The organism is Spirillospora sp. NPDC029432 (assembly GCF_040703975.1).
GTDB lineage: Bacteria > Actinomycetota > Actinomycetes > Streptosporangiales > Streptosporangiaceae > Spirillospora.
The window spans coordinates 13,064-31,450 of the sequence record NZ_JBEZWH010000021.1 but is presented as its reverse complement, the minus strand read 5'-3'; the positions used below and the strand labels follow the sequence as shown (position 1 = coordinate 31,450).

Genomic DNA, 18,387 nt, shown 5'->3' with positions numbered 1-18,387 from the left:
ACGGACCATAGCAGGCCACCCCCCTGATGGTCATATTGGAGTAGTCCATATGCGCCGGTGCCGTCCACGGGCCCATCACGGTCCCCGGTCGGCGGCGGGAGCGCCGCTCTGGGAAACGGTTCCGGGCGCATTCTCGGCGGAGTGCGCGGCCACCGTTCCGGAAGGGGCGGCGGGGTCGTTCGCGGCGCCGTTCGGGACGCTCGGCTCGGGGTCCACGTACAGCGTCTTCGCCCTGGTGGTGGCCATGATCTCGGCACCGATCCAGACCAGGGTGAGCGCGATGATCGACCAGCCGAACGCCTTGGTGTTCCAGAGCGTCACACCGTCCAGCGCGATGATCAAAGCGAACATCGCGAAAATCTTGGTGATATAGCTGAAGACGGCCGCCGCGAACATCAACTGATCCGAGATCTTCGAGGCGTAGCTGACGGCGATCACGCTGATCGAGAAGAAGACGATCACGACCACCGCGCCGATCGCGGCACCCAGCGCCCCCTTGGTCCCGGCGAGCGCCAGGCTCGCCGCGACGGCGGCGATGCCGGCGAGGCCGGACGGGATCGCGGCGCCGCGGAGGATCCGGGCGTCGGAAGAGTGCATGATGGCTCCGGCTGGTCACGTTTCGTGTTCGTCGGGCTGTTCGTGAAAGGTATCACAAGCGTCCGGAACGTCCGCAATTACCCCCGATGTAACGGCTTGCGATCACGGTCGCCGACGCGAACAACACGCACTGTAGCCCAGGTCAAGCCATGCTTTGCCCGGAACGCCAAGGCCGCGCCGCGCGCCGTCAGACGGGCTGGCGGGTACGGGGCTGGGGCGCCGACTCCAGGGCGCGGCGCTCGGCCCGCCGGGCCGCCATCCGCGGCACCCCGATCATCGCGGTCAGCCCCGCGATCGCGACCAGGCCGGTGACCGACGCCACCAGCACGACCGAGTTGGTGAACGAGACGCCGACCAGGCAGGCCGCCAGCAGCGACACCCAGAAGTACATGATCAGCACGGCCCGGCGGTGCGAGTGGCCGAGCTCCAGCAGCCGGTGGTGCAGGTGCTGCTTGTCCGGCGAGAACGGGGACCGGCCCTGGTTCGTCCGGCGCCACACCGCCAGCAGCATGTCCATGAACGGCACCAGCGCCACCGCCGGCACCAGCAGCAGCGGCACGTAGAACGGGAACAGCCCGGACGCGCCGAGGAAGGCCGGGTCGAACTGCCCGGTCAGCATGATCGTCGAGGCGCTGAGCAGCAGCCCGATCAGCATCGACCCGGTGTCCCCCATGAAGATCCGGGCCGGGTTGAAGTTGTGCGGCAGGAAGCCCGCGCAGATGCCGACCAGCACGGCGGCGGTCAGCGTCGCGCCGGTGAGCGTGGTCAGCTTGTTGGTGTAGGAGAGCAGGTACGCGTACGAGAACAGGGCCAGCGCGGCGATCCCGACCACGCCCGCGGCCAGCCCGTCCAGCCCGTCGATGAAGTTCACCGCGTTGATCGTGGCCACCACGATCAGCACGGTCAGCGGGACGCCGTACGTCGGGGGCAGTGACAGCGACTCCCCGTTCGGCAGCGGGATCACGTACAGCTGGATGCCCTGCATGATGAAGATCCCGGCCGCCGCGACCTGCCCCGCGAACTTGGTCAGCGGGTCCAGCTCCCAGCGGTCGTCGGCGACCCCGAGCAGGGTGATCAGCCCGCCGGACAGCAGCAGCGCCTTGCCGACGCTGACGTCGCCGTCCTCCAGCACCTTGCGCATCTCGGGCAGTCCGGTGGCGACCACCACGGCGGCCACCATGCCGCCGAACATCGCCAGCCCGCCCAGCCGGGGCGTCGGGATCACGTGCACGTCCCGGTCGCGGACCTTGGCCTGGGCCCCGAACCACACGGCGAACCGGCGGACGGCGGGGGTCAGCAGGTAGGCGACGACGGCGGCGATGAGGATGGTGAGCAGGTACTCCCGCACGCCTCGCGCCTCCGTTCGCCGGTCCTGGGTGGTCCACTGGGTACGACACTTGGTCTGACACGCCGCGCGGGCGGTCGGTTCACGCCCGCAGCGTACCGATCAACTGTAATCGCTCTCCGCCGTGACCGCCGCGCGTTCCCCTCGGCCCGGTGCGGCGGCGGCCTTCCGGCGGCCTCGCGGTCGCCTTCTGGAGGCCTCCCGGTGGCCTCCCGGTGGCCTCCCAGTGGCGCCTCAGCCGCCGTCCAGCGGCGGGCGGTGGCCCCGGCGGGCCTGGACGATCACGGCCCCCACCAGCGCCAGGCCGGCGGCCGTGACGGTCAGGTCGCCCACCGAGAACGCCCACGGCCCGCGCGGGATCGCGTCGTCCGCGACGTCGGCGAGGGCGATCAGCGCCCCGGCCGTGAACAGCAGGCGCGCGGCGCCCCGGCCCGGGAGCGGGCGCCGGGCCGCGGCGACCGCGACCGCGACGGCCAGGGCCAGCGCCAGGACCGCCGTGCCCGCCCACGTGCCCGCCCAGCGGGGCCGCGCGTACCGGGGCGGCGGCACGTTCACCGCCCCCTTGGGCAGCCGCACCCGGACCAGGACGCCCTCGCGGGGACGCAGCCCCCGCTGGGTGAAGCCGATCGCGTAGGGCCCGTCGCGGTCGCGCAGGCAGCGGGTGTGCTCCTCGCGCGTGCCCGCGTGGCAGGACACCTTGCGCAGCGGGACGGGCGCCTGCACGCGCACCGCGACCTCCCCGATGGGCACGTCCCAGGAGCGGCCGATCGCGTCCCAGGCCAGCTCGTCGCGGTCGCCCCTCCGGGTGAACGCCCCGGCCACCGCGTACTCGATCACGTACGCCTGGCGGCCGGTCACCCGGCGCCCCTCCCCGCCGACGGTGATCTGCACGTCGTTCAGCAGCCGCAGCGTCCGCGGCCGGGCGGGCGCGCCGGTGGACGAGCTGGCCCGCACGCCGCGCAGGTCGTACAGCCGGTCGCCGCGCCGGTACGGGACGCGGCGGGCGATGCCGTGCTCGCCGCCGCTGTCGAAGTCGTAGGTGATCGTCTCGCGGACGTGCAGCACCGCGTCCCGGCCGATCGTCAGCACCACGTCGTAGGCGGGGATGCTCTCCACCGGCCGCGGCGGCCCCGCCGGGGCCCCCCGGCGCCGGGCCGCCGCCCCGCCCCCCCGCCGCCGCCCCCCCCCCCCCCCGGCCGCGGCGGCGTCCGCCCTCAGACGGCCGCCGCCGCGGCCATCGCCCGCGCCGTGAGCACCCGGGCCAGATGCTCGCGGTACTCCGCGGAACCGTGCAGGTCGGTCGGCGGCGACGCCCCTTCGGCGGCCGCGCCGGCCGCCTCCCGGAACGCCTCCGCCGTGGCCGGCCGGCCGCGGATCGCGTCCTCGGCCGCGCTCGCCCGTACCGGCACCGGGCCCATGTTGGTCAGCCCGATCCTGGCCTCGGCGACCGCGCCGTCGTCGCGCCGCAGCGCGCACGCGACACCGACGATCGACCACGCCTGCGCCGTCCGGCGGAACTTCTCGTAGTGGACGCCCCAGCCCGGCCCGAGCTTGGGCACCCGGACGCCGGTCAGCAGCTCGTCCGGCTCCAGCGCCGAGGTCATCCAGTCCACGAAGAACTCCGCCGCCGGGATCGCGCGCTCGCCGCGCACCGACCGCGCCAGGAACACCGCGTCCAGCGCCACCGCCACCGCCGGCAGGTCGGCGGCCGGATCGGCGTGCGCCATCGAGCCGCCGAACGTGCCGCGGTGCCGCACCGCCGGGTCCGCGACCGTCGCCGTCGCCTCCACGATCAGCGGCGCGTGCTCGTTCACCAGCGGGTCGCGGAAGACCTGGTGGTGCGTGGCCATCGCGCCGATGACGAGCGCGTCGCCCTCGTCCCGGATCTCCCGGAGGGCGTCGATCCGGTCGAGGTCGACGAGCGCGTCGGGGTAGGCGAGCCGCAGCCGCAGCAGCGGCATCAGGCTCTGCCCGCCCGCCAGCACCTTCGCGTCCTCGCCCGCCTCCGCCAGCGCCGTCACGGCCTCGTCGAGCGAGGACGGGCGCACGTACTCGAACTGTGCGGGGATCACTGCGCTCCTCCTACAGATCCCAGACCGCCGCCGGCACCCGGCTGCGTGCCGCTTCCCTGCCCCGCCGCCTTCCCGCGCGCGTCGCGGAGGGTGCGCCAGACGCGTTCGGGCGAGCACGGCATCGGAACGTCGTCGACGCCGAACGGGCGCAGCGCGTCCACGACCGCGTTGACCACCGCGGGCGTCGACGCGATCGTCCCGGCCTCGCCGACCCCCTTCACTCCGAGCGGGTTGGACGTCGCCGGCGTCTCGGTGCGGTCGGTGGTGAACTCGGGCAGGTCGGCCGCCGACGGCACCAGGTAGTCGGCCATCGTGGTCGTCGTCAGGTTGCCCTCCGCGTCGTACACGGCCTCCTCGTACAGCGCCTGCGCGATGCCCTGAGCGAGCCCGCCGTGCACCTGGCCCTCGACGATCAGCGGGTTGACGACCTTCCCGACGTCGTCGACCGCCACGTACGAGCGCAGCCGCACCATGCCGGTCTCGGTGTCGACCTCCGCCGCGCACAGGTGCGTCCCGTGCGGGAACGAGAAGTTCTCCGGATCGAACGTCGCGTCGGCGTCCACCGACGGCTCCATCCCGTCCGGCAGGTCGTGCGCCGCGAACGCCGCCGTCACGACCTCCTGGAGCGTGCGGCCCTCCTCGGAGACGCCGCGCACGCTGAACCGGCCGCCGCTGAACTCCAGGTCCTGCTCCCCGGCCTCCAGCAGGTGCGCCGCCAGCCGCCGCGCCTTGTCGACGACCTTGTCGCACGCGTTGTAGAGCGCGACACCGCCCACCGCCAGCGACCGCGAACCGTAGGTGTCCATGCCCTTCGGCGACACCGCCGTGTCACCGTGCAGCACCTTCACGTCCTCGAACGGCACCCCGAGCCGGTCCGCCGCGATCTGCGCCCACGCCGTCTCATGACCCTGGCCGTGCGGTGACGAACCCGTGACGACCTCGACCTTGCCGGACGGCAGCACCCGTACCGCCGCGTGCTCCCAGCCGCCCGCGCCGTACGACAGCGAGCCCAGCACCCGCGACGGCGCCAGCCCGCACATCTCGGTGAACGTCGACGTCCCGATGCCCAGCTGCACCGGATCGTTCCGCTCCCGCCGGTCGGCCTGCTCGGCGCGGAGCTTGTCGTACTCGAACAGCGCCAGCGCCTTGTCCGTCGCCGCCTCGTAGTTGCCCGAGTCGTACGTCAGGCCCGCGATCGTCTCGTACGGGAACTCCTCGTGCCTGATCCAGTTGCGCCGCCGCACCTCGATCGGGTCGAGGTCCAGCTCGACGGCCAGCTCGTCCATCAGCCGCTCGATCGCGTACGTCGCCTCCGGCCGCCCGGCGCCCCGGTACGCGTCCGTCGGCGTCTTCGTCGTGAAGATCCCGCGGCAGGTGAACGAGTACGCGTCCATCTTGTAGATGCCGTTGAACATGAACGCGCCCAGGATCGGGATCCCGGGCGTGACCAGCATCAGGTACGCGCCCATGTCGGCCAGCAGGTCCACCTTGAGCCCGCGGATCCGCCCGTCGCGGTCGGCCGCCAGCGTCAGCCGCTGGATCTGGTCGCGCCCGTGATGGGTGGTCATGTTCCCTTCGCTGCGCGACTCCGTCCACTTCACGGGACGGCCCAGCCGCCGCGCCAGCAGCAGGCACAGCACCTCCTCGCCGTACACCTGCAGCTTGGAACCGAACCCGCCGCCCACGTCCGGCGCGACCACCCGGATGCGGTGCTCGGGGATCTCGGTGACGACCGCGAGCATCAGCCGCAGGATGTGCGGGATCTGCGTCGCCGAGTACAGCGTGAAGTCGTCGCCCTCCGGCACGCACAGCACGGCGCGCGGCTCCATGGCCGTCGGGATGAGCCGCTGCTGCACGTACCGCCGCTCGATGACGACCGGCGCGTCCCGCATGGCGGCGTCCATGTCGCCGTTCTCGAACACCCACGTGAAGCTCTCGTTGGTGCCCAGCGACTCGTGGACGAGCCCGCCGTCGCCCTGCACGGCCCGTTCCATGTCGACGACCGCGGGCAGCGGCGCGTAGTCCACGTCGATCTCTTCGAGCGCGTCCACGGCCGCGTACCGGTCGCGCGCCACCACGCACGCCACCGGCTCCCCGACGTACCGGACCTCCTCCACCGCCATCGGCGGATGGTCGGGAATCCTGATGTCCTCCGTGACGGGCCACGCGCACGGCAGGCTGCCCTGCTCGGCCGCGAAGTCCGCGCCCGTCAGCACGGCCACCACCCCCGGACGGCGCCGCGCCTCGGTCACGTCCACGCCCTCGATCCGCGCGTGCGCGTGCGGGCTGCGCAGGAACGCCACGTGCAGCGCGCCCTGCGGCTGGATGTTGTCGGTCCACCTCGTCCGCCCGGTGACGAGCCGGTCGTCCTCCGACCTCTTGCGCGGCGCTCCGACCTCGGTCACGGCGCCACCTCCCGCTCCGGCCGCCGCCGCATCTCGGTGGCCGCGTCCCGCACGGCCCGGACGATGTTCTGGTAGCCGGTGCACCGGCACAGGTTGCCTTCGAGCCCCTCGCGGATCTCCTCGTCCGAGGGGTCGGCGTTCTCGCGCAGCAGATCGATCGAGGCCATGATCATCCCCGGGGTGCAGTAGCCGCACTGCAGCGCGTGCGCCTCGTGGAAGGCGCGCTGCATCGGATGCCGTTCCCCGTCGAGACCGAGTCCCTCGACCGTGGTGATCTGCCGGCCGTCCGCCTGGACGGCCAGCATGGCGCAGCTCTTCACGCTCAACCCGTCGACCAGGACGGTGCAGGCGCCGCAGTTGGTGGTGTCGCAGCCGATCGGGGTGCCGACCTTCCCCAGCCGGTCACGCAGGTAATGGACGAGCAGGAGGCGCGGTTCGACGTCGTCCTCGTACGGCACGCCGTCGACCTCGACACTGATTCGGGGCATTCGTTTCTCCCAGGGGACGTCTCGGGGTGGGGCAGGCAGGGAGAGACGTCCCTGAGGGCGGAGCGCGCTGGCCGGGCCACGGCATCGGGGCCACCTCCGGGGGGAGGGCGGACGACCCTACGAACCTACGACGCGGTTGAATCCCGTACTAGCCCCCGATATGCCCTTTTTGGCCCGGCCATCGCCTCCCGCGCTAATGCACGCGGAGCAGGACGGGCCAGGTCTTCGGCCCCACGACCCCGTCCGGCTCGACCTTGCCCCACAGCTGGAGCGCCCGCACGGCCAGCTCCACCTTCGTGTCGAACGGCCCGTCCACGCCGTCGATCTCCGGGTGGCTGCGCGCCATCAGCAGCGCCCGCAGCGTCTGCACGTGCTCGCCCTCCGCGCCCTTGCGCAGCGTCGGCAGCTTGTCCACGATGTCCTCCGTCCAGTTCGACGACCCGTACGCGGGCCGCCCGAATCCCGCGATGACGCTCGATGAACGCACCCTGCGCTTGCAGGCGTTTCCGGTGTTGCCCTCGATCGTCTGGACCCGCCCGCCGCCGAGCACCTTCTCGACCACCCCCACGTGGTCGATGGCGCCGATGGAGTTGGAGCTGCCCCAGTCGAAGAACACGATCCAGCCGGGCTTGGCCCGGTTGGTGTTGGCGGTGGTGCCCTTGTACCAGCGGTCGGCCTTCTTGAAGTCCTGCGCGTGCGCGACCGTGTAGGCCCGGTCCCCGCCCGGGAGCACCGCATCGGTGTTCTCCGACTTGCGGGCCCAGTAGGTGATCGCCATGTTGCACCATGGCGCTTTCAGGAACTCGTTCCCGTGCTTCTTGGCGTACGCCTTGGTGATCCGGTTGGGGCGGCCCGACATCCCCAGCGACTTGCGGGCCTCTCGCAGCATTCCGCCGGCGGACCCCATCAGGCGCCCTCCCCGCGGTAGATCCCGTCCTCGTCGGGCTCCCCGTACAGCTCCCTGAGGACCTGCTCCTCGTCTTCCTCGGTGGCCCGGTGGACGTCGGGATGAACGTCCACCTCGTCCAGTTCCTTCGGCTGCTCGGGCTTCTTGAAGATCACGGCGCCTCCGGCGGTCGACGTGCCATGTCGAGACATAGCGTAGGCAAACGGCTACACCGAGTTCAATCACAGCGAGTTAAAGAAAGTAGACTCTCCGTGGAGTGGCGCCGGGAGGCGCGGAAAAACCGGCGTGGGCCCCGCCTGGCGACGGGCCTAGAATGCGTCGCCTGTTCGCCGACGAGACGTGAGGTCGCCGCGTATGCGCTGGTCCCGGTTGTACACGCCGACGTTGCGGGAAAACCCCGCCGACGCGGACGCCGCGAGCCACCGGCTGCTGGTCAGGGCCGGGTTCGTCCGGCAGCTGATGGCCGGGCACTACTCGCTGCTGCCGCTGGCCGTACGGGTGCGGGCGAAGGTCATCGGGGTGATCCGGGAGGAGATGGACCGGATCGGGGCGCAGGAGGTCCTGCTCCCCGCGATGCATCCCGCCGAGATATGGCACCGGTCCGGGCGGTGGGACGTCATGGGGGACGAGATGTTCCGCCTTGAGGACCGCCGGGGCGCCGCCATCGCGCTGGGCATGACGCACGAGGAGATCTTCGCGACGCTGGCGCGGGAGCTCGGGTCGTACCGGCGGCTGCCGCAGATCTGGTACCAGTTCCAGACCAAGTTCCGGGACGAGCCGCGCCCCAAGTCGGGCCTCATGCGGGTGCGCGAGTTCACCATGAAGGACTCCTACAGCTTCGACCTCGACGAGGCGGGGCTCGACCGCTCCTTCGACCTGCACCACGAGGCGTACCGGCGGATCTTCGAGCGGCTCGGGATCCCCGCGATCCCGGTGCGGGCGTCCAGCGGCACCATGGGCGGCGGCGACTCGGTCGAGTTCATGTGCCCCTCGGACGCGGGGGAGGACGTGGTGGTGCGCTGCCCGTCCGGCGACTACGCGGCGAACGTGGAGAAGGCCACGTCCAGGCTCGCCCCGGTGGAGGACGGGCCGGGGCTGCCGGAGCCGGAGCGGTTCGGGACGCCGGGCGTCCGCACGATCGAGGACCTCGCCGTCCAGTACGGCGTGCCCGCGGAGCGGCAGATCAAGACGCTCGTGTACGTCCTGGACGGCGCGCTCACGCTGGTGCTGATGCGCGGCGACCACGCGCTGGCCGAGCAGAAGCTCGCCGACGCGACCGGTGCCGCGGCGCCGCGGCCGGCGCGCGAGGAGGAGATCGTGGCGGCGCTCGGGGCGCGTCCGGGCAGCCTCGGCGCGGTGGGCGTGACGGGGCTGCCGGTCATCGTGGACGAGGCGCTGCGCGGCCGCCGCGACATGGCGACGGGCGCGAACGAGGACGGTTTCCACGTGCGCGGCGTGGACGTCGGGCGCGACATCGCGGCGGGCCGCTGGGCCGACCTGCGCGAGGTCGCCGCAGGCGAGCCGTGCCCCGAGTGCGGGACCGCGCTGGAGGCCCTGCGCTGCGTCGAGGTGGGGCACATCTTCAAGCTGGGCACCAAGTACACCGAGGTGCTGGACGTCACCGTCCTGGGGCCGGGCGGCGACGACATCAAGCCGGTCATGGGCAGTTACGGGATCGGCGTGGAGCGCGCGATGGCCGCCGTCGTCGAGGTCTCGCACGACGGCGCGGGCATCGTGTGGCCGGTTCAGGTCGCGCCGTTCGAGGTGGCGGTCGTGCTCCTGAACGTGAACGACGACGAGGTCCGCGCGGCGGCGGAGGAGCTGTACGGGACGCTCGCGTCCGGGGGAGTGGACGTTGTCCTGGACGACCGTGACGAGCGTCCCGGAGCGAAGTTCAAGGATGTCGAGCTCATCGGCATCCCGTACCGCGTGACGGTCAGCAAGCGCGGCGTGGCCGCCGGCACGGTCGAGGTCACGACCCGCGCGACCGGGACGACCGAGAACGTTCCGATCGCCGAGGCCGCCGCGCACGTCCGCGGGCTGCTGGCACCGTAAACCGGATGACGCCCGCCGGAACGATGCCCAAGATGGGGAAATGCTCGCCGACCATTTCCCGTTGCTCGGACTGCGGCTGACGACACCGCGCCTCGAACTGCGGCTGCCGACGCCCGACGAACTCGCGGCCCTGGCGGATCTGGCCGTCGAAGGCGTCCATCCGCCCGGGGAGATGCCGTTCCTGATCCCGTGGACGGACGCACCGCCCGCCGAGCTGGCGCGCGGCCTCGTCCAGCACCACTGGCGGCAGCTGGGGAACCTCCAACCGCACGACTGGGAGTTCAACCTCGCCGTCTTCCACGGCGGAACCCCCGTCGGGATGCAGACGCTCGGTGCCCGCGATCTCGCGATCACCCGCCAGGTGGGCTCCGGCTCCTGGCTGGGCCGCCGCCACCAGGGCCAGGGGATCGGCACCGAGATGCGCGCCGCGATGCTGCACCTGGCGTTCGCCGGGCTGGGCGCGGACGAGGCCGTCTCCAGCGCCTTCGAGGACAACCATGCCTCTCTGGCCGTCTCCCGCAAGCTGGGCTACCGCCCGAACGGCACCGAACGTCACGCCGTCCGCGACGCCCTGGTGATCGGTCATCGCCAGCGCCTCACCCGTCCCGACTGGGAACGCCACCGGACCGTCCCCGTCACCATCGAGGGCCTCGCCCCCTGCCTGCCCCTGCTCGGCCTGTCAGAGTGATCGGCTAGCTTGCGGCGGCATGAGCTCCCCCGTGCTGAACGATCTCGCGGCCCGCGTGGCCGCCGCCGCACCCGAAGGCTGGACCGGCGCCCGCCTGGTCTGGGACGTCGAGGGCGACGGGACGGACCGCCCCGCGCCCGCGTACACCCTGCCCGGCGGCGAGACCCGCGAGGTCGATCTCGGCCCGTTCGAGAACGCCGTCGAGATCTGCCGGCTGGTGGACCGCGGGCCGGTGCGCCTCGTTCTCACCGTGGAGGCGTCGGGCCGGTTCGAGGCGGCCGTGGGCGGACCGTCCGAGGACGGCGAGCGCGATGAGCCGATCCTCTACGTCCGCGACGAGGACGAGGTCTTCCCGCCCGACCGGGGCGACCAGCAGGCCGCGCCGGCGTCCGCCACCCCCGCGGGCGACCCGGAGGAGGCCGTCCGCCTCTTCCGTGAGCTGATGCGGCGCCGCGCCGAGATCCTCGGCCACGAGGAGAAGCTGCCGCCGCCCGCCGAGGACCTCGACGACCTGGAAGAGGCACTCGGCTTCGCCCTCCCGGCCGACCTGCGCGCCCTCTACGGCCTCGCGGACGGCGACGGCACCCTCACGACCCCGGTGTTCGACCGCCACCCGTGGATCTCGTCCGAGGAACTGGGTGACGAGGACGACGAGTGGGTCGACATCTCGCTGGACTGGAAGCACGAACCCCAGCGTTCCCCCGTACTCGACGCGCTTCCCGCGAACACCGTCCGCCGCTCGCTCCTCCGCCCCGGATGGATCCGCTTCGCCCACGACACCGGCGGCAACTGGCTCGCCGTGGACATGGACCCCGGACCGGCCGGCCGCCCCGGCCAGGTCATCGCGATCGGCACCGACTACACGGAGGCTCCGCGCTACGTCGCCGACTCGGTGACCACGTACCTGCGCCGCCTGGTCGAGGCGCTTCGGCGCGGAGACCACGAGAACCGCGGGGACGACCTCTTCATCGACGTCGACCTCCCGGACCTGCACGAGGCGGAGGAGGACCGCGTCTTCCACCTGGACGGCGGAGAACTTCAGGTCGCGTTCCAGGGGCAGGAGTACAGGGCGACCGACGTCGAGGATCTCGCGTACCTCGCCGCCGTGCCCACCCTGCGCTCCGCCGACCTCTCGGGCCCGGGCGGCCCGGACCTGACCCCGCTGAGCGCTCTGCCGGTCGAGTTCCTGGCCCTGGACTTCGAGACCGTCGATCCGTCCCCGCTGGCGGGCCACCCGGAGCTGCGCTCCCTGGCGATCACCTCGCGCACGCCCGTGGACCTGGCGCCGCTGCGCACCGTTCCCCACCTGTGGGCCCTGAACGTCGCGGCCGCCCCCGTCCCGGACCTCTCGGTGATCGCCGACCTCCCCGCCCTCCGCTACCTGGAGGTCACCCGAGCCCAGTGGGACGAGCTGTGCCACCGCGACGACCTGCCCCCGTTCACGGCCGTCGGCATCCACCCCGACCCGCCCGAACGCGAATGGCCCCTGAACATCCCCTGGACGACCGTCCACGGCGACCCACCCCACCGCTACACCGCCACCCTCCCACCCGCCTGACGCCTCAGCCGACGGGGATCGTGTACGCCAGCTCGTACCGATCCACCGGCACGACGATGTCGGCCGTCTCAACGGGACGGTCGCCCGAGTACGTCCGCTGGATGACCAAGACGATCGTTCCGACGGGCACGTTGAGCGCCCCGGCCTCCTGGGCGAGGACGGGGCGCGCGGAGACGACCTCGGTCGCCTCCTCCACCTCGACCCCGATCGCCCGCATCCGGGCGACCACTCCCGCGCCCGCGTGCGGTCCCTCCTCGGGGAACGCGACCGGCGTGCCGCGCGTGATCGCCAGCGGCTCCCACGAGGTGGAGAGCATGACGGGCTCGCCATCGGCCAGGAACGTGTAGCGCGTCCGCATCACCTCGGCGCCTTCGGCGATGCCGAGCCGGTTCGCGATCGCGGCCGGGGCGGTGGTCTTCTCGCTGCTGCACCGCCACGTTCCCGTACGGCCATGGGCCTCCATGTCGGCACGGAACGGTGAAGATGCCCGGCCTCGTGCCTCCCGGTACCAGGACCGCGTCATCCGCCTGAGCTCTGGCCGCCGGCGCACGTAGGTGCCCGATCCGGAACGTGACTCCACATACCCCTCGGCGACCAGGAGCCGTACGGCCTCGACCGCGACCCGGTCCGAGACCTCGTACTCGCGGGCGAGCTCGTGCCGGGACGGCACCTTGTCACCCGGCGCCAGCCGCCCCTCGACGATTCGCCGCCGAAGATCATCGGCAATGCGCATGTAGGCGGGCTCAGGCATGAGGACTCCGGTGGCCGACGCGAACGTTCCGGAACAGCTTGACAAGCTGGGTGCTCAGCTTCAAGCTGAGTACTCAGCTTACGGAAGGCTGTCGAGTCATCACAGAAGGTGATCATGGACTGGACGCAGATCTATCCAGGTCATAAGGCCATGGTTCCGGCCGGGCGTTCGTCCGGGCGATGCTCGGAGACTCCCCGCGTACCGACGACGCTGAGCTCGTGGCCGCTGAGCTGGTCGCCAACTCCCTGCGGCACACTCCCAGCGGCCGGGCTGACGGCTCCTTCGGGGTCAACGTCACCACGCGCCGTGGCTGGGCCCGCGTCGCGGTCACGGACGCGGGGGCGGGTGACTGGCTCGCCCACGCCTGCCACCCGGAGGACGACGAGGAGTACGGCCGCGGCCTGCTGATCGTGGAGATGTGCGCCGACAAGATGGGCCACGAGGTCTGCGCGAACGGCCAGACCATGTGGGCCGAGTTCCTCTGGCCGCACAACCTCGCCGAACGGGTGGGGGTGTGAGCGGCGTCGAGCGACTCGACGCGCTCGGGTGGGCACTGGCCGAGATGGGATGGCGCGTCGTCATCCGGTACGGCGAGGCGCGGCTGTGGGCATCTCCTCGATCGGCCTTGCACTCGGGCGAAGTCGTGAGCATCACGTCGGTGCCGGACGGGCTGTGGTTCTGGGGGAATGCGGGCGGTCTGCTCGCGCGTGGCGATGATCTCCAGGGTGCGCTGGAGTCGCTGGAGCGCCTGCTGCGTCCCGCGTGATGCCTTTCCGCGGCTGCGCGGCGCTCAGGGGCGGGCGGTCTTGTTCCTGAGCGCCGCGTGCGGTCAGGGGGTGAGGGTTTTCTTGTAGAGGGTTTTGCCGTTGATGTCTTGGAGGTTGACGGTGAAGGTGGCGGTTTCGGCGTCGATGGTGGCTTGGCCGAAGAACTGGTAGCCCTCGGCCGGGCTCGTGTTGGCGCGCGGGGGAGCCTGCTGGAATTGCAGTTGGGGGCCGAACGTGTTCTCCAGCTTGTTCGGGCCGAAGGCGCCGGCGTTCAGGGGGCCGGTGACGAATTCCCAGAACGAGTCGAAGTCCTTGAAGGCGGCCTTGGACGGGTCGTAGTAGTGGGCCGCGGTGTAGTGGACGTCGGCCGTCAGCCAGACCATGTTGCGGACCTTGTTCCTCTTCGCGTACGAGAGGAGGTCGGCGATCTCGCGTTCGCGGCCGAGGGGGGCGCCGCCGTCGCCCTGGGCGATGCCCTCGAAGGCGGTGCCGTCGGGGACGATGAGGCCGAGGGGGAGGTCGGCGGCGATGACCTTCCAGGTGGCCTTGGAGCGGCGCAGCTCCCGCTTGAGCCAGGCGAGCTGGCGGGCGCCGAGGACACCCTGGTCCTGGGTGGGGGAGTTGTTGGCGCCGTTGGCGTCCTTGTGGGTGCGCATGTCGAGGACGAAGACGTCCAGGAGGGGGCCGTAGGAGAGTTTGCGGTAGACGTTCTCGCCGCGGATCGGCGTGTATTCGAACATGGCGCGGCGGGCGCGGGACGCGAGGACGTCGACCCTTTTCTCGGTGTATTGGGGAAGGTCCAGGATCTCGCCCGGGTACCAGTTGTTGGTGACCTCGTGGTCGTCCCACTGGTAGATCATCGGGACGCGGGCGTTGAACGCGCGGAGGTTCTCGTCGTGCAGGTTGTAGCGGAACTGGCCGCGGTATTCGGCGAGGGTCTCGGCGACCTTGGTCTTCTCCGGGGTGACGAGGTTGCGCCAGGTGCGGCCGTCGGGGAGGGCGACCGTCTCGGTGAGCGGGCCGTCGGCGTAGACGAGGTCGCCGCTGCACAGGAAGAAGTCGGGGTCGAGCGCGGCCATGGAGCGGAAGATGCGGTAGCCGCCGAGTTCGGGGTTGATGCCCCAGCCCTGGCCGGCGAGGTCGCCCGACCAGACGAAGCCGATGTCGGCGCGGTGGTGGGGCGCGGTGCGGAGCCGGCCGGTCACGGGCGCGGATTCGGTGCGGTCGTCCGCGAGGGTGACGCGGTAGTGGAGCTCCTCGCCGGCGGGCAGGCCGCGCAGGAGGGCCTTGCCGGTCAGGTCCGTCTCGGGCGTCAGGTACGGGCCCCGGATCCGCCGGGCGCCGCGGAAGTCGGGACGGCGGGCGACGTCCACGAGCATCCGGGACGGGCGGTCGGCGCGGGCCCAGACGACGGCCTCGCGGGCGGTGACGTCGCCGCTCTGGACGCCGTGGGTGAGGCGCGGGCGGGTACGGGCGAGCGCGGGCGCGCCCAGCGGCAGGGTCGCTCCGGCCGCGAGGCCGCCGAGCAGGACGGTGCGGCGATTCATCGGCTGCATGGGCGGCATGCTCCCGTGAGGCGGTGGACGGGCGGTGAACACCGGACATCCAGGGACGTTCCGCTGATCGACTTGACAACGCTGCGTGACCAGGGTGAGCTTGTCGGCATGTCAGCGCGATTCTGTGTGTGCCCCGTGGCCCTGCGCCGCGTGGCCAGCGCGCTGTGTCCTTCGTGTCGTTGATCCCGAATCGTTCTCTTTCCGGCCGTACACGAAGGCTTTCTCATATGGTTCCCGATCTCACGATGCGTGGCCAGGACGATCCCCATGGCCGCACGATGGTCCGGCGTCCACCCACGGTAGGCCAGCTGGCCGAGCGCATCCATGCCCTGAGCGCCCGTCCCGGCGACTGGTGGCACCGGGCGCGGTTCGAGGCCGCGGGCCCGGTACGGGTCCCGCTGGACGAGGTGGACGGCGTCCGCCTCTGGCTCACCACCTGGCCGCCCGGCCACCGGACCGATGTGCACGTCCACACGGGCACGGAGGTCAGCACGGTCATCGCGGGCGAGCTGGCCGAGGTGAGGATCACCGCGGCGGGCGTCACCGAGCGGCCGCTGCGGACCAACCGGGTGCGGGTGCACGGCGGCGGCCGGACGCACGAGCTGACCAATCCCGGCCCCGCGTACGCGATCACCCTGCATGCCACCCTGGCCTAGATGAAGAAATCCTCATGGTGGCCTCATCGGGGGTTCGCCGGGAGGGGCCAGGCTCGCCGCCATGAGCATCGTGCAGCGCATCGCGATCATCGGGGCCATCGTGGCGGTCCCGCTGGGGATCGCCGGGATCAGCCAGGCCCTCTCGGACTCGCCCGCCGAGCCGAAGGTCCCCGACCGCGTCCAGGTCGGCGAGAGCACCACGCCCGCGGGGCCGTCCACCGGGCCACCGGTGACCGAGTCGCCGTCGACGGGGCTGCCGCCGCGCTCGCCGGCCCCCGGCGGCTCGCCCACACCGTCGCCTTCGCCGTCGCTCGTCCCGGCGCCGCCGCCCGTGTACGACGATGACGCGGACGACCGGAACGAGCGGGACGACGACGCGGATGACGGCTGACCGTCCGGGGCGTCCGGGCGTCTCGGCGCGGCTGCGGATCCTGCTGTGGCTGATCGTCGTGATGGCGGTGGCGATGGGGTCGGTGGCGCTCGCCGTGCGGGCCATCCTGATCGCCGAGGTGGAGAACGACAGCGTCCAGCTGCTGGAGCAGGAGGCGCGCGAGTTCGAGCAGTTCGCGCGGGAGGGGCTCGATCCGGAGACCGGGCGCGGGTTCGACGATCCGGGCCGGCTCCTCTACACGCATCTGCGCCGCCAGCACGCCGACGACGACGAGCTGCTGCTGGGCGTGATGGCGGACGGGCGGATCATCCGGCAGGACCGCGAGGGCCCGTACGACCTCCAGGACGACGCCGCGGCCATGCGCCGGATCCTCGCGGCGCGGGGCCCGTCCGGCCGCACGCCGAGCCCGGCGGGGGAGATCCGCTGGGCCAAGATCGAGACGGCCGGGCCGCGGCCCGCGACGTTCGTGATCGCCTACTTCATCGAACGGGACTTCGCCGAGGTGGACCAGATGGTGCGCGTGATGGGCGGCGTGTCGGCGCTGGCCCTGCTGGGAGGCGCCGGGATCGGCTGGATCGTGTCCGGGCGGATCTTGGCGCCGGTACGGCTCGTCCGCCGGACCGCCGCCGAGATCACCGAGCAGGACCTGGCGCGCCGGATCCCGGTGCAGCGGCGCGACGACGTGGGCGAGCTGGCCGCGACGTTCAACGCGATGCTGGACCGGCTGGACCGGGCGTTCGCGACGCAGCGGCGGTTCGTCGACGACGCCGGGCACGAGCTGCGGACGCCGATCACGATCGTGCGCGGCCATCTGGAGCTGATGGGGGACGACCCGGCCGAGCGCGAGGAGACGATGCGGCTGGTCAGCGACGAGCTGGACCGGATGAGCCGGATCGTCGAGGACCTGCTGCTGCTCGCCAAGGCCGAGCGGCCCGACTTCGTCCAGCTCCAGTGGGTTCCGGTGACGGAGCTGACCAGCGACATCTACGCCAAGGTGCGGGCGCTGGGCGATCGCGAGTGGGTGCTGGACGGCATCGGCGAGGGCGAGGCGCGGGTGGACCCGCAGCGCGTCACGCAGGCCGTCGTGCAGCTCGCGCAGAACGCCGTCCAGCACACCGAGCCGGGCGGCACCGTGCGGGTCGGGTCGGCGCTGGACGACGAGCGGGCGCGGTTCTGGGTGGCCGACTCGGGGCCGGGCGTGCGGCCCGAGGACCGGGAGCGGATCTTCGACCGGTTCGCGCACGGCGGCGGGTCCGGGCGCCGGCCGCGTACCGGGGCGGGGCTCGGGCTGGCGATCGTCACCGCGATCGCGGCCGGGCACGGCGGTACGGTCCGGCTCGGCGGCGAGTACGGGAAGGGCGCGACGTTCGAGCTGGACCTGCCGAGGGCGGGCCGCGGGAAGGGACAGAACCCGTGAACAGGATCCTCATCGTGGAGGACGAGCACCGCATCGCGACGTTCATCGAGAAGGGCCTGCGGGCCAACGGGTTCAGCACGACGGTGGCCGAGGACGGCGACGTCGCGCTGTCGTACGCCGCCGGCCTGGGCTTCGACCTGATCCTGCTGGACATCGGGCTGCCGGGCCGGGACGGGTTCACCGTGCTGCGGGCGCTGCGCGAGGCGCGGGTGACGACGCCGGTGATCGTGCTGACGGCGCGCGACTCCGTTCAGGACACCGTGGCGGGGCTGGAGGGCGGCGCGGACGACTGGATGACCAAGCCGTTCCGGTTCGAGGAGCTGCTGGCGCGGGTGCGGCTGCGGCTGCGCGGGCCGTCGCGGGCGCCGGAGGTGACGCTGCTGCGGTCGGGCGGGCTGGCGCTGGACCTGCGGACGCGGCGGGCGCGGTCCGGTGACCGTACGGTCGATCTGACGGCGCGCGAGTTCGTCCTGCTGGAGCTGTTCCTGCGGCATCCGGGGCAGGTGCTGTCGCGCGAGCAGATCCTGTCGCACGTGTGGGGGTACGACTTCGACCCCGGCTCCAACATCGTGGACGTGTACGTGCGGCAGCTGCGCAAGAAGCTCGGCGACGGCTGCGTGGAGACCGTGCGGGGGATGGGCTACCGCCTGCCCTGACCTGCGGCGTTCTTCCTGAGCCCCGTCACATGAAGGCGGCTTCATGTGCGGTTCATGGCGGGCTCACCGCCGCTTCGG

General features: G+C 72.1%; 18 protein-coding genes and 1 pseudogene. 9 read left to right on the top strand and 10 right to left on the bottom strand.

Going from position 1 to position 18,387, the window contains the following annotated elements; all coding sequences use genetic code 11:
* Positions 1-75: 75 nt before the first annotated feature.
* From AB0881_RS18795 to AB0881_RS18760, 8 genes are all read right to left on the bottom strand, one after another.
* Positions 76-597, bottom strand: a complete 522-nt coding sequence (locus AB0881_RS18795; protein WP_366618201.1) for a hypothetical protein — start codon at positions 595-597, stop codon at positions 76-78.
* 187 nt (positions 598-784) lie between these two features.
* Positions 785-1,945 carry an MraY family glycosyltransferase gene (locus AB0881_RS18790; RefSeq protein WP_366618200.1) on the bottom strand — a complete coding sequence of 387 codons (1,161 nt, stop codon included), beginning with the start codon at positions 1,943-1,945 and terminating at the stop codon, positions 785-787.
* 231 nt (positions 1,946-2,176) lie between these two features.
* A complete protein-coding gene (locus AB0881_RS18785) occupies positions 2,177-3,058 on the bottom strand; it encodes a DUF2207 domain-containing protein (RefSeq protein WP_366618199.1) in 882 nt (293 codons plus the stop codon).
* Positions 3,059-3,156: 98 nt separating this feature from the next.
* Positions 3,157-4,014 carry a xanthine dehydrogenase family protein subunit M gene (locus AB0881_RS18780; RefSeq protein WP_366618198.1) on the bottom strand — a complete coding sequence of 286 codons (858 nt, stop codon included), beginning with the start codon at positions 4,012-4,014 and terminating at the stop codon, positions 3,157-3,159.
* Positions 4,011-6,419, bottom strand: a complete 2,409-nt coding sequence (locus AB0881_RS18775) for a xanthine dehydrogenase family protein molybdopterin-binding subunit (protein ID WP_366618197.1) — start codon at positions 6,417-6,419, stop codon at positions 4,011-4,013. Before AB0881_RS18775 ends, AB0881_RS18780 begins: the two co-directional genes overlap by 4 nt.
* Complete coding sequence (locus AB0881_RS18770) at positions 6,416-6,907, bottom strand: (2Fe-2S)-binding protein (RefSeq protein ID WP_366618196.1); 492 nt, start codon at positions 6,905-6,907, stop codon at positions 6,416-6,418. Before AB0881_RS18770 ends, AB0881_RS18775 begins: the two co-directional genes overlap by 4 nt.
* 193 nt (positions 6,908-7,100) lie before the next feature.
* Positions 7,101-7,814, bottom strand: a complete 714-nt coding sequence (locus tag AB0881_RS18765) for a CHAP domain-containing protein (RefSeq protein WP_366618195.1) — start codon at positions 7,812-7,814, stop codon at positions 7,101-7,103.
* Positions 7,814-7,969, bottom strand: coding sequence for a hypothetical protein (locus AB0881_RS18760; RefSeq protein ID WP_366618194.1), 156 nt, complete (start codon positions 7,967-7,969; stop codon positions 7,814-7,816). Before AB0881_RS18760 ends, AB0881_RS18765 begins: the two co-directional genes overlap by 1 nt.
* Positions 7,970-8,168: 199 nt before the next feature.
* Between AB0881_RS18760 and AB0881_RS18755 the strand changes: the two genes are divergently transcribed.
* From AB0881_RS18755 to AB0881_RS18745, 3 genes are read left to right on the top strand one after another with little or no spacing between them, the layout of a single operon-like run.
* Entirely contained in the window at positions 8,169-9,869 is a 1,701-nt protein-coding gene (locus tag AB0881_RS18755; RefSeq protein ID WP_366618193.1) for a proline--tRNA ligase, read from the top strand.
* Between the two features lie 40 nt (positions 9,870-9,909).
* Positions 9,910-10,557 (top strand): GNAT family protein, encoded by a 648-nt coding sequence (locus tag AB0881_RS18750; RefSeq protein WP_366618192.1) that lies wholly within the window; start codon positions 9,910-9,912, stop codon positions 10,555-10,557.
* Between the two features lie 19 nt (positions 10,558-10,576).
* Positions 10,577-12,115, top strand: coding sequence for an SMI1/KNR4 family protein (locus AB0881_RS18745; RefSeq protein ID WP_366618191.1), 1,539 nt, complete (start codon positions 10,577-10,579; stop codon positions 12,113-12,115).
* Positions 12,116-12,119: 4 nt separating this feature from the next.
* On the opposite strand, the gene AB0881_RS18740 is transcribed toward AB0881_RS18745, so the two are convergent.
* A complete protein-coding gene (locus tag AB0881_RS18740) occupies positions 12,120-12,866 on the bottom strand; it encodes a GntR family transcriptional regulator (RefSeq protein ID WP_366618190.1) in 747 nt (248 codons plus the stop codon).
* Positions 12,867-13,042: 176 nt separating this feature from the next.
* On the opposite strand from AB0881_RS18740, the pseudogene AB0881_RS18735 reads away from it, so the two are divergent.
* Together AB0881_RS18735 and AB0881_RS18730 are read left to right on the top strand one after the other, a co-directional pair.
* A pseudogene (locus tag AB0881_RS18735) lies at positions 13,043-13,384 on the top strand (ATP-binding protein); the annotation flags it as partial.
* Positions 13,381-13,632, top strand: a complete 252-nt coding sequence (locus AB0881_RS18730; protein WP_366618189.1) for a hypothetical protein — start codon at positions 13,381-13,383, stop codon at positions 13,630-13,632. The pseudogene AB0881_RS18735 and the gene AB0881_RS18730, both read left to right, overlap by 4 nt.
* Positions 13,633-13,695: 63 nt before the next feature.
* Here AB0881_RS18730 and AB0881_RS18725 read toward each other — a convergent pair whose 3' ends face one another.
* Positions 13,696-15,189 (bottom strand): alkaline phosphatase D family protein, encoded by a 1,494-nt coding sequence (locus tag AB0881_RS18725; protein ID WP_366618188.1) that lies wholly within the window; start codon positions 15,187-15,189, stop codon positions 13,696-13,698.
* A 227-nt stretch (positions 15,190-15,416) separates the two neighbouring features.
* On the opposite strand from AB0881_RS18725, the gene AB0881_RS18720 reads away from it, so the two are divergent.
* From AB0881_RS18720 to AB0881_RS18705, 4 genes are all read left to right on the top strand, one after another.
* Complete coding sequence (locus AB0881_RS18720; RefSeq protein ID WP_366618187.1) at positions 15,417-15,845, top strand: cysteine dioxygenase; 429 nt, start codon at positions 15,417-15,419, stop codon at positions 15,843-15,845.
* A 61-nt stretch (positions 15,846-15,906) separates the two neighbouring features.
* Positions 15,907-16,236, top strand: coding sequence for a hypothetical protein (locus tag AB0881_RS18715; RefSeq protein WP_366618186.1), 330 nt, complete (start codon positions 15,907-15,909; stop codon positions 16,234-16,236).
* A complete protein-coding gene (locus tag AB0881_RS18710) occupies positions 16,226-17,653 on the top strand; it encodes an ATP-binding protein (RefSeq protein ID WP_366618185.1) in 1,428 nt (475 codons plus the stop codon). Before AB0881_RS18715 ends, AB0881_RS18710 begins: the two co-directional genes overlap by 11 nt.
* A complete protein-coding gene (locus AB0881_RS18705) occupies positions 17,650-18,309 on the top strand; it encodes a response regulator transcription factor (RefSeq protein ID WP_366618184.1) in 660 nt (219 codons plus the stop codon). Before AB0881_RS18710 ends, AB0881_RS18705 begins: the two co-directional genes overlap by 4 nt.
* Positions 18,310-18,387: the final 78 nt, after the last annotated feature.

What these genes read in the sequence shown, in the direction of transcription:
- AB0881_RS18750 (WP_366618192.1), top strand. Translation starts at nt 9,910, where the DNA reads ATGCTCGCCGACCATTTCCCGTTGCTCGGACTGCGGCTGACGACACCG.
- AB0881_RS18740 (WP_366618190.1), bottom strand. Translation starts at nt 12,866, where the DNA reads ATGCCTGAGCCCGCCTACATGCGCATTGCCGATGATCTTCGGCGGCGA.
- AB0881_RS18725 (WP_366618188.1), bottom strand. Translation starts at nt 15,189, where the DNA reads ATGCAGCCGATGAATCGCCGCACCGTCCTGCTCGGCGGCCTCGCGGCC.
- AB0881_RS18745 (WP_366618191.1), top strand. Translation starts at nt 10,577, where the DNA reads ATGAGCTCCCCCGTGCTGAACGATCTCGCGGCCCGCGTGGCCGCCGCC.
- AB0881_RS18795 (WP_366618201.1), bottom strand. Translation starts at nt 597, where the DNA reads ATGCACTCTTCCGACGCCCGGATCCTCCGCGGCGCCGCGATCCCGTCC.
- AB0881_RS18715 (WP_366618186.1), top strand. Translation starts at nt 15,907, where the DNA reads ATGAGCATCGTGCAGCGCATCGCGATCATCGGGGCCATCGTGGCGGTC.
- AB0881_RS18770 (WP_366618196.1), bottom strand. Translation starts at nt 6,907, where the DNA reads ATGCCCCGAATCAGTGTCGAGGTCGACGGCGTGCCGTACGAGGACGAC.
- AB0881_RS18755 (WP_366618193.1), top strand. Translation starts at nt 8,169, where the DNA reads ATGCGCTGGTCCCGGTTGTACACGCCGACGTTGCGGGAAAACCCCGCC.
- AB0881_RS18765 (WP_366618195.1), bottom strand. Translation starts at nt 7,814, where the DNA reads ATGGGGTCCGCCGGCGGAATGCTGCGAGAGGCCCGCAAGTCGCTGGGG.
- AB0881_RS18710 (WP_366618185.1), top strand. Translation starts at nt 16,226, where the DNA reads ATGACGGCTGACCGTCCGGGGCGTCCGGGCGTCTCGGCGCGGCTGCGG.
- AB0881_RS18720 (WP_366618187.1), top strand. Translation starts at nt 15,417, where the DNA reads ATGGTTCCCGATCTCACGATGCGTGGCCAGGACGATCCCCATGGCCGC.